The following is a 14,206-nucleotide window of genomic DNA, read 5'->3' on the forward strand; positions in this document are numbered from 1 at the left end:
CTCGGCCGATGTGACCGAGGCAGATTCAGTTGTTAAACGCTGCCGTCAGTTCATTTGCTGCGAAGGCGGGACAAAAAATGCGCCTTGGTGACGGTGGCTGTCGTTCTGATAATCGCATCGCTGGCGCTAAGGTCAATGGGAACGTACAAAGTTGCTTCTTCGCGGCGCACGAGAATGTCTCCTACGGCGACTGCACGTAAAAGCCAGACGGCGGTCTCTTCGTCGCTGCAGTTCATGCCAACCCAACCGGGCGATTCGGCAATCCGAGTTACCATTCCGGTTGATTCTTCGATACACCGTTGAAGCGAGGCCGCTGCTTGCTGGTATTGCTCGCATTTGGCTAAGATCTCGTGCGGAAGCGGTGGGCCGACGAGCGCTGGTGCCGCACCCATCGGCTGTTGCTCGGGCTCTAAGTGATCGAAAAGATAGTGGCAGGTCTTGGCGACGGAAACTACAACGTTCTTGATTTCCTTTTCGACGCGGAAATTCGGCCCGGCGGGCACGTACAGGATTGCACCGTCGTGCCTCGCAATGACATTCTCCGCGACGATAGCGCGCACCAACCAAGCCGCTGTCGCTTCCAACTTGCATTGCAGCGTGATCCAGCCTGGCTGCTTCGCCGGAATCAGCGGCAGGTTGACACACAGTTTGAGGGCTCGGCTAAGTTCAGCAACGACTTGCTCATATTGCTGCGGAGAAGCCTCTATTTCCTCAGCAGTGACTGGCCCCAGCAATCGACCTCGGTGTGGCGGGCCACCGGCGAGCGCCAGGTGGCAAAACGTCGTCCAGATTTCGCCCCATACGACCTTTCCGTCATTATCGTACCGCAGCGTTGCTGACCCCATCGAAGTTGGAGACACATCCTCAAAGCAACCGCTGTACCGCGGCGGCAAGAGGGCGTTGATGCGATCTTCGAGGCTTCTGAGTTCATCGGCGGGAGAAATGTTGTCCATTGGAAAGAGCAAGCCATTCTGCAGCAAAAAGATCCACTGGACTGACACGAACGATGAGTGAAAGGAATCATTCATCGCAACAGGGGCAGATCTGCGGCACGCGAATGGTCAGCGTTGCCGTGTACTTCGTTCCCTCATAGCCAGCCCCTTTCTCGTCATCCGTGACTTGGTGCGAGACGATCAGATAGGTGTTGCCTTCCTTGGGCGTGAACGAGGTCTTGCCTTCTTTATCAGTCCGGCGTTCGTAGGTTGGATCGAACTCAGCGCTCAACTCGACGCCGCGTGGAATGAAGCTGACCACTTGATCGGCCGCAGGTTTGCCAGAGCGAACCAATTGCACGTCGATTGCTTTGCCTGGCCCGGCGAACAACACCGGGTCCGAGAGCAGCACTAACTCGAAGGGCAGATTCAGCGGCTTGCGATTGGCATCCCACTTTGCCCCTGGCTTGTCGAGCGACTTGTCTGCCAGCCACCAGACCTTTGCCGAACGAATACTCCGCAGCGGCTTGCCATGATTCACAATTTTGTCACTGGTGGAAAGTGCCAGGTAATGCCCCGGCTCCGCGGTGATGAACGGCGCAGACCAATAGCCCTCTTTGGGCGTGTAACCGAGATCCGTCAGCGAAGGACGGAGGTCATACTTCTTGCCCGCCGGGCTGATGACTTCCAGCGCGAGTCCATCCGGCGCAGTTTTGCTCGCCAACTTGAAATCGCGATGTTCGTTGCCGTGATTGCCGAGCTTGAAGTCGATGTCGACTCTGTCACCCACACGAACCAGCTCAGTGTTTGTTTCTAGCCAAATATCGTGGGCCGAAGCAGCGTTCAGACCGCAAACGGTTAGAACTGCAGCGAAGAGCAATTGACGCATGGGATTCACCTTTCCAAAAGTTGCACGGCAGCAGTGTGCTGCGAACGATTAACGACGAGAGACGTTGGGACTTCCATTATTGAACCGGACCATTTGCCGGCGACTGCGGCAACCGTTTGACAACGACCGCGCGTTCCTGATCGCTGGCTTGGTTCCAGGCGACAAAAATGCCGCCCTTTCCGTTACTTGCCAGCACGGGATGCGTTTGATTTCCGTGTGTAGCATCGTCTACGTGCACGGCTGGGGAAAACCCTCTGTCGCCAACCTTGCGCGTCGAATACTTGATTGCATGCCCCGCTTTTTCAGAGTGATCGTGGCCGCCAACAGTGATGAATTGTTCTGCGGGTGAAGCCTCTTCCCAAACGGCATGCAGAACGCCGCCGGCAATCAGCAACTTGCAATTGCTTTCGGCGTTTCCCGATCGAGGATTTATCGCCTCGGATTCAAACGCCAAGTTAGCAAGTTTCGCGGTGGCGCATTGCACACGCGGCGCGCCTTCGCTCGCATCAGTCCAGCTGATGCAGATACGTTCGGCGTCAACCGCCAACGATGGGCAATCATGGCCGCAATTGTGCCCCGGCGAAACCACCTTCGCAACTTCTATGACCGATTCAAATCCTGACGAGCGGCTCTTACTTCGCGCCAACAAAATCTGGTCTGCCTCACGAAATGCGACAAAGAGTTGGCCCTCTGGTGAGAATGCTACTGCGGTTGGGCAACACTTACAGGCCCGATCGCTTGGAGCGGTCTTGAAAACTGGGTGCTCCGAAGGCGTGGCTGATTCACCGGCTAGAGCGGTGAACACCTGGCGTTGTTGATCGCGGAGGTCAAGCCAGCAATAGACCTGGCGATCGGCGTGGGCGGCCAGCGACGTGAAGTTTGGGTGCGCCTTCAAAGACTGGTTCACACTGATCGGACTCGAAAACGACTGACCGCCATCGGTTGATTCAATCGAAACCAGGCAGACGGTGGAGTTTTCGGCCACCGACTGAATCCATGCCGCGGTGATTTTTTCGCCGTCGGCGGCAAGGCGAGGTGACATCCCCATTTCGTGATGCGATTCGCCGGCAGCATGTAACTCTGTTTCATGTATCGCGGTACGGCTGACAACGCGAGGCTCCGAGAACGACTCGCCGCCATCACTGGATACCGAGAGGAACATTGTTTTTTGCGCCTCTTTCTCACGCGATGCCCAAACTAGGTAGATTCGGCCCAGTGAGTCGACGGCAATGTCTGGGGATTCCAACTCATGTTCCAGATTAGCCGGCGCAAGCTCGAATGCGTGTTTGTGCATGAGCGTTGGCTGCTCTGCATTGCTGGCAAGCGGAGCTGGGCCTGGTGGCAAACGGAGCCAGACACCGATTCCGACCACAATCAACACCGAGCAAATCGTGGCAGCGATGCAGGTGCGTCGAAGCATTTGCATTATCCTTCTGGATTCGTTTTCGACTACAGATAATTGGGAGTAACCGTGAGCGCCATTGCAGCAGACGAAATGGCAGTTTTAAAAAAAGAGTTCCGAGTCACTCGTGGACCAAGTGACTCTCAAGGCATCCGCTTGACTTAGCAACGCCGATGCGAGCGCGCACAAGCAAGAAATGCTGTTCGAGCGCACGAACGGCCGCGTTGGTGATAAAGAAAGCGAAATTCGAGCGAGGACATCCCGCGAATTAGGCAGGCCGCAGCAAATGCCCAGAAGTGGGCGACTGATAAAAAGGAACGACGGATTCCGAGAGGGGAACCTGCGGTATCGAGATGACGAGCAGGACGGGCATTGGGGGAGCAGCAACGAATCCGGCCTGGATCCACTCGACTCCGGTTCCCGTACATTTCTGGGCGTTGATCGCCAGAACAATTGTCAGACGTCCTGGTTGTTCGCCTTCGCTGCAGCACGCTGGCTTAGCTGACTTGGAGCAACAGCAACTCTTCGCTGAAGCCTTTGTGGAGCAGAGGTTCACCGACTTCACTGACCTGGAACGCAGAGAATATTGCAGCTTTTCGCCTGCCGTCAGCACGGCAACGCGATCCGGATCAATCCCTCGCTCCATGGCCCAAGCGATTTTTTCCTGCTTACTATGGCAGCAACAACTCGTGCGACACTGTTCCAACGTGCGGCAGCCGCAACGACCAAATTGGCACGGGAAAGCCTCGCCGCTTGTCGAGGTCGCCGGCTCCCAAACGGGGTAGCCAACGTGTGCCAGGGCCAGGCTCGCGATCATAAGCACGCCCATGACCGGCCGCATTCCGTGGCGGCAAGCAGAGCAGATATTTTTAGGGGACGCGCCGAGCATGGTTCACCTTGCAAGCCATTCGCAGCTGTTACTCTACACTCGGCGTTGTTTTTAACAATGGTCTGCGACGGTATCACCAGGCGAGCAGGGGCTTGAGAGATTCGCTCTGAGGTCGATTCGTATCTCGGCGCGAAGCGATTTTTTTCTCGTGAACGCTCCCCTTCCAACAGGTCGCGGAAAAGCTATAGTTGGAAGCGTGAGGAGCGAGCCCAACCTTCCGCCATGCGCAGGTCAGGGTTCTATCTTGTTCTTTTCGCGACAATTGCGACGCTTCAGCCGCCTGTGGATTCGATCCATCCTGGTAGGTTGTTCTCTGTGCGCGATCGCGATTTCCTCCGTTGGGATTCCTGTTCCCCCACTCTCTGACAAAGACCGTTCGCAGCCGTTTCCGTGTCAGAACCGTCCGTGCGGTTGTCGAGACGCGGCCAGTTGCTGGCGTAGCTGTTGCTGCCATAACAACCAGCAAAAGCTGGAATGGGCTCGGAAGATGGGAGTAACACCTCCTGACTTCGTTGTGCAGGCCGCGCACAACGAAGAAGCGGCGCGATCGAGCTGTTGCAAAGTGGAATCGAAATCGAGTTGCTCCTCGTCTGCCAGTTGTTGCACGAAACCACAAAAGTCGTGCTGCTCGAAACCCAAGCCGCGACAGCCAGAAGCTACCGAGAACGCCGGCGAGGGCAGCATGTTCGGCATTGTGTTGATGCAGGACTATCGTAAATGCCGCGGTATGGTGGAGCAGTTCCTTGATCTACTCTCCGCGGTCGCAATTGCGCCGCGAGTGACGTTTGAGATCGGGATCATTGTCAGCCAAGTGGAGTTGTCTACACCTTCCTTGGAATCTACTGAGGCCGTCGAGCCAGCTGTGCCGCCGCCGTGATATTGGCTGCTGCCTTCTATTGAAACGCTGCGCTCTGATTCACTTTGCGCGGCTACGTGCGCTTCATCCGCATGGCCTGGGCCTCGTTCCGGTCAGCGGCAGTTCACGCTTCCCCATGCCCCTGCGCTGCGGCAGCGCTCGCTCCTCACATGGTGAGTTTGCCCACGTGGGGGCTCCCGGGAAGGTGTGTTTTCAATCGCACTCAGCCGTTCCGCGCCCACGTTGCGCGCCCACCCTTAATCTCACCTTACGAGTTTCCAATTCAATGTTCTCATATCCCCGCAGATCCGCGTTTACACTCGTCGAACTCCTCGTTGTGATTGCCATTATCGGCGTTCTGGTTGCGCTGCTGCTCCCTGCCGTGCAAGCGGCTCGCGAGGCGGCACGACGAGCGCAATGTAGCAACCACATCAAACAGTGGGCACTTGCGGCCCACAACTATCACGACGCTTTTCTCGCGTTCCCTATGACGAACGCGCAGAACTACCTCCCGAACGTGCAAGGCTTTTCGCCGCAAGCCCGGATATTGCCCTTCATCGAGCAGTCCAACCTGCAGGCTCAGTTCGATTTTTCGCAGCCAGCATTCACCGGCCCCTTCAATGCGTTGGTGGCCAATCCCCAGTTTGCGGCAGCGTTCGCGACTCCAATCAAAGTAGCCCTCTGTCCCAGTGATCCTGCCAAAGTGCTGAATGTGGGAGCCGGCGGAACGAACTATTCCGGCATCAATTACATGGTCAGTTTTGGGAGCGGCACCAAGCAGAATTACGATCTGCGTTGGAAAACCGATGGTTTTGTGTACGAAAACTCCGGCATTCGTTTCAGTGATATTACGGATGGGACCTCCAACACCGTCTTTATGAGCGAAGCAGTTCGCAGCGTAGGGCCCGATTTCACGTTGCCCGCAGGTACTCTGCCGAAGGCTCCCTATCAGGCCACGCTCAATGGCTCGACAGGGGTTAATTCGACATTGCAGTCCACCCAAGGAATGCCCGGAACCGGCAGCGGCTGGACGAACGGGGCCAACGGCATGATTGATGCCCCGGATCTCGCTGCCATCTGGCCCAATATGACCAGTTGGCGTGGGTCGGCTAGTGCTGCGCTGCGGGGGCGAGGGACTTCATGGGCTCATTCCGGAGCCATGAGCACGCTAACGAACGGGTACACGACGCCAAACAGCAAAATTCCCGATGTCGTGACGCACTTCACCGGCTATTTCGCGCCGCGCAGTTATCATCCCGGCGGAGCAATGGCGGCAATGGGCGACGGTTCCGTCCGCCTGTTGCCGGATAGCATTGATCAAACCGTGCATCGCGGTTTGCACAGTCGCGACGGCGGCGAGGCTACGCAGTTCTAAACAACTTCGTTGCTGAGTTCGCAATGCCACTTCCACGCGTCCTTCCTGAACCAGCGGACGGACATCGCACTCGCTGCACATTGACGTGGGTGCTGATATGACTACCAGCGCTAATGATGAACACCTGGCTACCAAGAATGAGTGACATTTGCATGAGTGATCCTGATCGCTTTTCCTCAGAACCGACGCCGACGAACCAACCAGTCGCCAGGAAGTCCTGGCCTGATTACCGTGCTGTTTGGCGGTGGCATTGTTATGCGAGCTTGTTCTGCATTCCGATTGCGATTGTCATGTCCATCACCGGCGGCATCCACCGTCGGATTCGCCCCATTCGCGACTGGCTAGGTCTGCAGCAGCCGCGAGTACACATGACGGGAACTGCCACCGGCCTGCTGCTCATCGCATTATTTCTTAGCGCTGGCTGCGGTGGACCAAGACCGATCACCGGAGGCACACCCGGCGTATTGCGCGCGGGCGGCGATCTGCTCGCGGACATGCAGATCACGGTGCATCAGGCAGACGGCGGTTCGTTCCGGCCTCTCGGATTCGCCGTGACGGGCGCGGACGGTTCGTTTCAACTTGTGACGAACGAAGCTCGCGGGGCCTTGGTGCTGCAACCTGGTCTCTACCACTGCACTCTCGAATCGGCTGGCTCACCAGCAAGGATTCCGCCGGTATTGACAAAGCCCGAGACAACGCCGCTCCGCGCAACTTGGGCGGCAAGCGACAGTATTTTGCTTCTGGAGGTGCCGTACCGCTTGCTGCCGTAGTTCTGCACCTTTGCCGCTTGGAAATTCAAAATGAAACAAACTCCGACAACGTCTTGCCCTAGAGCAGTCCGTCCAGATTCGCATCGTCAGTTCCTCTCACCGAAGCGAATCTTTCTCGTGCTGCTTGTCAGTGTGGGAGCAACGCTGGCACTCGCCCTCGCGTTGAAACCATATTGGACGGGCATGTTGCAGAGGAATGTCGCAGCAGAAGCTCGCGCATTTCTGCAAGAGAAGAAAGTGCGACCGATTTCTAACGATCTTCAAGCGATCCTCACGAACTCCTCGCAGGACTCACTGCCCAGCCAAGAGCATCCGTTGCTAGGAACGATTGCTCCCGACTTCAATCTGAGAGATGACCGTGGTGAATCAACGACGTTGGCGAACTGTCTGCAAAATGGTCCCGTGGTTTTGGTTTTTTACTACGGTTACCACTGCAATCACTGTGTCGGGCAACTTTTTGCTGTGAACGATGATCTCGCGAAGTTTCGGGAGTTAGATGCCACGGTGATTGCAATCAGCGCTGATCCGATCACAGAAACCCAGGCTCGTTATGCCGAATACGGCCGGTTTGGCTTCTCCGTGCTTTCGGACCCGGGTAACCAGATTGCAGCACGCTACGGCGTCTTCACGCCGGCCGCCGGAAACAAGCCCGAAGAACTCATTCATGGCACATTTGTCATCGCGGCCAACGGCGAAATTACCTGGTGCAATTTTGGCGATGAGCCGTTTACGGATAATCGCTCGCTTCTGATCGAAATCGCGAAAACATCAGGACGCGCGCTAGCGCACGATGTCAGATTTCAAACGCCTTTGAGACAGGATCGCGTCCATGAATAGTGCTCTTCTGATTGTCGCGGCCTTGGTAGTAGCCGGTCCCGCCGAAGTGTGGCCGGGCTTCAATGGCGTTGGCTGCGATACCGCCAAAATCAGGTCACTGCCACTTCATTGGTCGGAAGCGAGCGGCATCGCTTGGCGATCGTCGCAGGCGGGAGCGGGAACGTCTTCCCCTGTGATTTGGAAGGAAGCGATCTATGCCTCCGGTGTTGATGTTTCTGGCCGCTGGCAAGTGACTGCGTTGAGGCTGGGCGATGGACAACGGCTATGGGCGAAGTATGGAGCCGATCACTCAACCAAAAATCAACTCGGGAAGTGGGCTGCGGTCTCCAGCCCGGTTGTGGACACCAGTGGAGTCTATGCGCTCGGAGGACACCATGAGATCCTGGCATTGAAGCACGGCGGTGAAGTCCGTTGGCGACGCGGCTTGACCAGGAGCGAAGGGACATCGGGAGCAACGGCATCGTTGGCGCAAGACGAAGCCCATGTCTTCGCTTTGTTCAAGCACCAGGCTGGCTCCAGCTTGGTGGCGCTGAACAAGCTCTCTGGAGAGACGACTTGGAGTGCCGCACGCGATTCGTCGGCGAGTGGCACGTCACCGATTTTGGCCTGTATCGACGGCACCCCTCAGGTAATCGTTAGCTCGGCTGGAATGGTCGAATCCTACGACTCGGAGACAGGCCGCCGACTCTGGTGGATTGGTAATCTGGCCGGCAATACTGCGCCCGTGCCATTCGTATCGGGCAATATGGTGCTCATCGGTGCTATGCCTCCGTCGTCGCCCCATGAGCTTTTTCAATCGCTGCAATCGAATCTCGCACTTCAAGTCGAACTGCGCGACCGTAACTGGCGGTTGCAAGTCGCATGGGGCAGCAATGGTCGGCTTAGTGGGTTGGCCTCACCAGTTGCTCACGCGAGCTATGCCTATTGGACAGATCGTCACGCGCAGCTTTCCTGTCTCGCGATGCGCGATGGCGAAGAAGCGTTCAGTGTTGAACTTGATGAACCATGCGAAATTGCGCCGTTAGCGGCTGCCGGGCGGATCTACTTGTTCGGCAAGCACGGAACCACCACGGTTATCGAACCTGGGCCGAAGTTCGCCGTGCTGGCCAAGAACAAGCTCGATTTTCTGCCAGAAGGCGCGGAACAGCAAACCATGCAACAAGCGGTCGCTGCAGTCGAAAATCACCTCGTGATTCGGACCGGTCGAGAAATCATTTGCATTCGCCAGCCATGAAGTGACTCTATAAAACTTCAGACCAGGGGAAAGTTTCCACTTTTGCGTTCGACTGTAGCGTCGCATAGAATCTCAGCGGCCGTTGTTGCCGCAGGTAGCCATGTTTAGCCCCCTTTGTATGCGGAGATGAAGATGAAAAGGTCTGTATTGCCGGTCGGTGTCTCGATGTTGGCTGGCGCGTTATTGTTCGGCGGATTGCTTCTTTGTGAAAGACAAGAGGCAAGCGGTCGCCCCCAGTACAACAAAGCCTTCTTTGAAGGCTATCCCGACAATAAGGAAGCCGCCGCCCTAGCCGCAAACGCCAAGTGCACGGTGTGCCACGGCGCAACCGATAAGAAAGTCCGTAATGACTACGCGGCCGCACTCGGCAAGTTGGTCGGGGCCAAAAACGAAAAAGATGAGACCAAGATCAAAGAGGCCCTGAAGAAAGTCGAAGGCGAAAAGAGCGGTACTGAGGGCAAGACCTTCGGCGACCTACTGAAGGACGGCAAACTGCCGGGCAAATAGTCTGAACAGTGTTAACCAAGCCGCGCACTCCTCTGAGCGGAGTGCGCGGTCGTTGTTGTCACTTCTTTTTCAAAGGCCTCACGAAGCAACCGTCGTACACGTTATTTGTTGCTTGCGATTGGAATCGCAAAATCACCTTTCAAGCTGCGCCAAACCGAGTGGATGTGGTTGGCTTTGCTACCCCCCACGCCATCTTGGTGGTTCACAAACTCAAGCACAAACGACGGGCCTTGCACGCGATAGTAGTGGCCCACTTCCGGCTTGGTTGCGCCCCACCAGCCGAAATAGATGCGATCGAGATTATCGGCTTTGATCTCGTCAAGATTGGCGGCCGCCACATCTTCGGTGAGATGGCTGTTATAGGTTTCGATCAATGACCAGAGAATCTTCTTCTGGGCATCGGTCAGTTTGCTGACAGCAATTCCTTCCGGCGCTCCTTGCGGCGGCTGAGGTTTTCCAGCCGCGCGATATTCGGTCGGAGCTTTGTCCGAGAGGATCGCAACTTTTTTCTGCTCGTCGTCAAGTGCGTTGATGAGATCAAAGCCCAGTTGCTCTTCGCCAGCCAACGTGCGCGTGCCGACTGCCGGTCCGCCGCTGATGAAGTCCTTGACGATCGAAGGGTTTGCACCCCAAAAGCTGGGCGTATCAGCAACGACAGCGCCGTCTTTCACCACGAAGTTCAGCGACAAGTGATGCCCTTCGAAGCTGTAACCCCAAGTGCCGGTGGCGGCGGGAGTGCCGAAGATGCTGAGAAAGTAGCGCTGTGGATCGCGCAGAGGCGCCGTCTTTGCCTTCTTCTCATCTTCGAACAGGTTGTTTTCGAGCGACATGATGCGCGTGGCTTTTTCGTAGCCCGAGGAACTCAAGCTCGCCTTGAGCAACTCGTGCGTCAAGTCCTTTAGTTCACTCTTCATGTCGCGCAGCGGCAGTCCTTTGCGTTCCGGCTTCGGAATGTTGTGCCAATCGGTGCGGCGCGGATCGTCGTACTTGAGCATGATCTTGGCGGCATCGGCTTCCGACAGCGAAGTGGCCAGCGTAGCCGCCGCTTTCGTCATGGCAGCGCCGGTTTTCGTTTGCTCTGTCTCGGCGGCGGGGAGCGCGAAACAGGAGATCAATAGGAGAGCAAGGGTGAGAAGTCGATTCATAGTGGAACTCGAATGCGGAGGGAGAGGAATACAGCGGGTTTCATACGCGGCTCATTCTAGCGAGCATCAGAATGAGCAGCTAGTTTGGGCAAGCTCAGCAAAAAGGAATGCGATCGAGTGCGGTCGCTTTAGTTCCCTCCACCTGGGAGTTGACAGCAACATATTCAGACTTTGATCGAAATGACCGATATCATCGTTACAAGTGGCTCAGTTTACTTTCGGAACGCTAGCGATGCAGGCAGGACAAGGTGCGGCGCTCTTACTATTTATCCCATCTCTTGAGCTGCGCTTTGAGCCTGAGTGCTTTTGTTGCCACGTTGGCGCAAGAAGCGAACGAGCCTCCTCTGCTGCCTGAGACAACCGTTGAGGGGGGCGCGCCCCGAGCTCCTGAACCATTTCCAGAGTCACCAATTCCTGCGGAGTTCCCGTTCGAGCAAACACTGCAGACCTTTGAAGCGCAGCGCAGTGACAACCTCTTGGGCGAAGTGCGCTCGGCGTCAGAGGGAATCATCGGGCAGCCCGATCTGGAGTTTCGCCCCTTGCTCCGTCCTGCGGCAGTTCTAGAACTGATCCCCGGCATGATTGCTACGCAGCACAGCGGCTCAGGCAAAGCCAACCAATACTTTCTCCGCGGTTTCAATCTCGACCACGGCACCGACTTCAACGTGCGCGTGAACGATGTGCCGATCAACTTGCCGACTAACGGCCACGGTCAGGGCTATCTCGATCTCAACTGGTTAATTCCCGAACTGATCGACACGATTCAGTTCAAGAAGGGGCCGTATTACGCCGAGGTCGGCGATTTCTCCTCGGCTGGCGCAGCAGACATTCGTTATGCGCGAACATTGCCCTATGGAATCGCCACGGCCACCGCGGGTGGCTTTGACTACTATCGGGCGCTCGTGGCCAAGTCAGTGCGAGTTGGTCCCGGTGATCTGACGTTCGCCTATGAGCAGGTTTTCAACAACGGACCTTGGGAAGTACCCGAGGGGTTCAACAAGTTCAACGGCGTGCTGAGCTATTCGATTGGGGATAACGATCATGGCGCTTCAGTGACCGCGATGGGTTACCGCAGCTATTGGACGGCAACCAACCAGATTCCAATCATGGCCATTCAGGCTGGCCAGGTCGGCCGCTTCGGTTCTCTTGATCCCACAGACGGCGGCGAAACCGATCGAGTTACGCTGAATGGTCAGTATTGGCTGCGGACCGACGAGGGGGTGACGCGGGCCAACATTTACAGCAGCTACTACGATTTGAACCTGTTCTCGAATTTCACGTTCTTCCTGAACGACCAGGTCAACGGCGACCAGATTCAGCAGATCGACAACCGCGTGTACAGCGGCGCCAACGTCTCTCATCAGTGGTTGAATGAGATCGGCTCCAACACAGTGGGTTTTCAGTTCCGCAACGACCACATTGCGAATGTGCAGATCAACCACACCGACGGTCGGCAACTGATCGACGTCACCAGCAAGGACAAGGTCGATCAGCAGTCGTATTCCCTCTATGTGAATAACGAAACGCAGATCACACAGCAACTGCGCTCGGTGATTGGGCTGCGTGGCGATTGGTATTCGTTCACTGCGGAGGATCGCTTAACTCCAGCGGACTCAGGTTCAGTGCAAGCCGCCATCTTCAGTCCGAAAATCGGCCTGGCCTGGGCCGCGTTAGAGAACAGCGAACTCTTCATCAACTGGGGCCTCGGCTTCCATAGCAACGATGCCCGCGGCGTCACGACACAAGTCAATCCGGCTAACCCATTGGTGCGGTCAAACGGCTTTGAGGTGGGTGGACGGAGCTACGTGAACGAGCGGTGGCAAACCACGCTGACAGGCTGGTACTTGGAGCTCGATTCTGAACTCGTCTTCGTAGGCGATGAAGGCACGACAGAGCCAGCCGGAGCCAGCCATCGCGGCGGCATTGAATGGACGAATCTTTACAAGCTGAATGACTACATGGTGCTCGATTTCGATTATGCCTATGTTCGTCCGAGGCTGGAAGGCGGTCAGTTCATCCCTAATGCAGTCGAAAACGTCCTGAGCACCGGCTTCACGATTCACGATCCCGAAGGTGGCGCGTTCCTGTCGCTTCGAGTACAGAGTTACGGTCCGGCAGCGCTCATTGAAGACAACAGCGCACGATCGAGCGTTACCACGGTCGTGAATCTGCAAACTGGTTACGTTTGGGAAGACTGGCGGCTCACCGTCGATATTTTCAACCTGCTGAATTCGAAGGCCAACGACATCACGTACTTCTATGAATCTCGCCGTCTGCCTGGTCTACCTGCCGTCGAGGATTACCACATTCATCCAGTAGCTCCCGCGATGGGACGGGTCACGTTGACTCGTTCGTTCTAATCGCAGTGCTCGGCATCACGGAGGCACGATGGTAAGCATCAAGTCACTGGATGGCGAAGATGAACTCTTCGAGTTCTGCATGCCTGAACTTACGGAGGCCGCCGATCTGCAGGATTACGTGCAACGCACAATCGCCTGGCACGGCCAAGCAAATTTCCGCCGGCTCTACGTTGAGGGTCAAGGTGGCGATCCAAGCCTGGGCGAAGAAGTCGTTTCACTGCGGACAAAATATCCGTTCTGGCAAGGCCGATGGGTCGTGTTTGACTTCGGCGGTCGTTACCTGCGACGCGAAATCGTACGCACGGAAGTCGGTTGACATATTGACCTTTGCTTGATCGAAAGTCCTTTCTGAAAGATTCCCGATGGCGACTTACGAAGGGCGAAAACTGCATCCGAACTACTGGTTCAACAAGTCCTCGGACCTGCATGGTGCAGCTGCCGTCTTGTGGACAGCGATGAACAACGACGACACGACACTACGCGCCGAGTGTGCCCTGGACCCCAGTTATCGGTTCAAGGTTGCACTTCCATTGCCGTTTCGAATGCTGTGCGGGATGTCGATCGAGCTTTTGCTCAAGGCAATCATTGTCGCGCACAGTCAAGAGCCAGGCATGACGCATGGGCTTTCATCGTTGGCAAGGGCAGCCGGCGTTAAGTTTGCGGATTCACAACTTCCTTTACTTGAAATCCTGTCCCAGACAATCGTTTGGGACGGCCGCTATCCAGTTCCAACGCCCAAGAACCAGCAGTCGTTCGAAAAACTGAGCACACTCAAATCGAAGTATCTGCGTGACCGGAAAACCATCGGAAAAATGCAGTTCCTAGTCGCCAATGCAGCACTTGATTGGACCTCCTATAACCAGATCCGATCAGTTGCTTTGCAAAAGTTTTACTCAACTGCTCCGGTCGCCGAAGCGAGTTAGCTTTAGCGCTGCTGAATTCATGTTGTCTAACCGAGTGGCAGAAGTGTGTTGATGCGAACTTTAAGTCACTTGGGAAGTCAGCCGCAC

At 56.1% G+C, this 14,206-nt stretch carries 13 protein-coding genes; 9 read left to right on the top strand and 4 right to left on the bottom strand.

Annotation, left to right across the window (positions count from 1 at the left end):
• Window positions 1-50: 50 nt before the first annotated feature.
• The 3 genes from M9Q49_RS14715 to M9Q49_RS14725 form a co-directional block, all read right to left on the bottom strand.
• The gene (locus M9Q49_RS14715) at window positions 51-1,028 is read right to left on the bottom strand and encodes a hypothetical protein (protein WP_254509512.1); all 978 of its coding nucleotides are present in this window, start codon (window positions 1,026-1,028) and stop codon (window positions 51-53) included.
• Window positions 1,021-1,821, bottom strand: a complete 801-nt coding sequence (locus M9Q49_RS14720) for a DUF4198 domain-containing protein (RefSeq protein WP_254509513.1) — start codon at window positions 1,819-1,821, stop codon at window positions 1,021-1,023. The genes M9Q49_RS14715 and M9Q49_RS14720 overlap by 8 nt, the downstream gene beginning before the upstream one ends.
• Window positions 1,822-1,897: 76 nt before the next feature.
• Entirely contained in the window at window positions 1,898-3,241 is a 1,344-nt protein-coding gene (locus tag M9Q49_RS14725; protein WP_254509514.1) for a hypothetical protein, read from the bottom strand.
• A gap of 1,553 nt (window positions 3,242-4,794) precedes the next feature.
• Between M9Q49_RS14725 and M9Q49_RS14730 the strand changes: the two genes are divergently transcribed.
• The 6 genes from M9Q49_RS14730 (at window position 4,795) to M9Q49_RS14755 (ending at window position 9,691) form a co-directional block, all read left to right on the top strand.
• Complete coding sequence (locus tag M9Q49_RS14730) at window positions 4,795-4,989, top strand: hypothetical protein (RefSeq protein WP_254509515.1); 195 nt, start codon at window positions 4,795-4,797, stop codon at window positions 4,987-4,989.
• Between the two features lie 265 nt (window positions 4,990-5,254).
• The gene (locus M9Q49_RS14735; RefSeq protein WP_254509516.1) at window positions 5,255-6,343 is read left to right on the top strand and encodes a DUF1559 domain-containing protein; all 1,089 of its coding nucleotides are present in this window, start codon (window positions 5,255-5,257) and stop codon (window positions 6,341-6,343) included.
• A gap of 290 nt (window positions 6,344-6,633) precedes the next feature.
• Window positions 6,634-7,113: a hypothetical protein gene (locus M9Q49_RS14740; protein WP_254509517.1), complete on the top strand. Its 480-nt coding sequence runs from the start codon at window positions 6,634-6,636 to the stop codon at window positions 7,111-7,113.
• A 30-nt stretch (window positions 7,114-7,143) separates the two neighbouring features.
• On the top strand, window positions 7,144-7,950 hold the full coding sequence (locus M9Q49_RS14745) for a redoxin domain-containing protein (RefSeq protein WP_254509518.1): 807 nt from the start codon (window positions 7,144-7,146) through the stop codon (window positions 7,948-7,950).
• A complete protein-coding gene (locus M9Q49_RS14750) occupies window positions 7,943-9,184 on the top strand; it encodes an outer membrane protein assembly factor BamB family protein (protein ID WP_254509519.1) in 1,242 nt (413 codons plus the stop codon). The genes M9Q49_RS14745 and M9Q49_RS14750 overlap by 8 nt, the downstream gene beginning before the upstream one ends.
• 132 nt (window positions 9,185-9,316) lie before the next feature.
• Window positions 9,317-9,691, top strand: a complete 375-nt coding sequence (locus tag M9Q49_RS14755) for a hypothetical protein (protein WP_254509520.1) — start codon at window positions 9,317-9,319, stop codon at window positions 9,689-9,691.
• 101 nt (window positions 9,692-9,792) lie between these two features.
• Here the strand turns inward: M9Q49_RS14755 and M9Q49_RS14760 are convergent, their stop codons facing one another.
• On the bottom strand, window positions 9,793-10,836 hold the full coding sequence (locus tag M9Q49_RS14760) for a DUF3500 domain-containing protein (protein ID WP_254509521.1): 1,044 nt from the start codon (window positions 10,834-10,836) through the stop codon (window positions 9,793-9,795).
• 485 nt (window positions 10,837-11,321) lie between these two features.
• On the opposite strand from M9Q49_RS14760, the gene M9Q49_RS14765 reads away from it, so the two are divergent.
• From M9Q49_RS14765 to M9Q49_RS14775, 3 genes are read left to right on the top strand one after another with little or no spacing between them, the layout of a single operon-like run.
• Window positions 11,322-13,196 (top strand): TonB-dependent receptor, encoded by a 1,875-nt coding sequence (locus M9Q49_RS14765; protein ID WP_315861202.1) that lies wholly within the window; start codon window positions 11,322-11,324, stop codon window positions 13,194-13,196.
• A 28-nt stretch (window positions 13,197-13,224) separates the two neighbouring features.
• Window positions 13,225-13,512 (top strand): hypothetical protein, encoded by a 288-nt coding sequence (locus tag M9Q49_RS14770; protein ID WP_254509523.1) that lies wholly within the window; start codon window positions 13,225-13,227, stop codon window positions 13,510-13,512.
• A 46-nt stretch (window positions 13,513-13,558) separates the two neighbouring features.
• Window positions 13,559-14,119 carry a HEPN domain-containing protein gene (locus M9Q49_RS14775; protein WP_254509524.1) on the top strand — a complete coding sequence of 187 codons (561 nt, stop codon included), beginning with the start codon at window positions 13,559-13,561 and terminating at the stop codon, window positions 14,117-14,119.
• Window positions 14,120-14,206 lie beyond the last annotated feature (87 nt).

Origin of the sequence: Anatilimnocola floriformis (genome assembly GCF_024256385.1) — a bacterium.
Classification (GTDB): Bacteria; Planctomycetota; Planctomycetia; order Pirellulales; family Pirellulaceae; genus Anatilimnocola; species Anatilimnocola floriformis.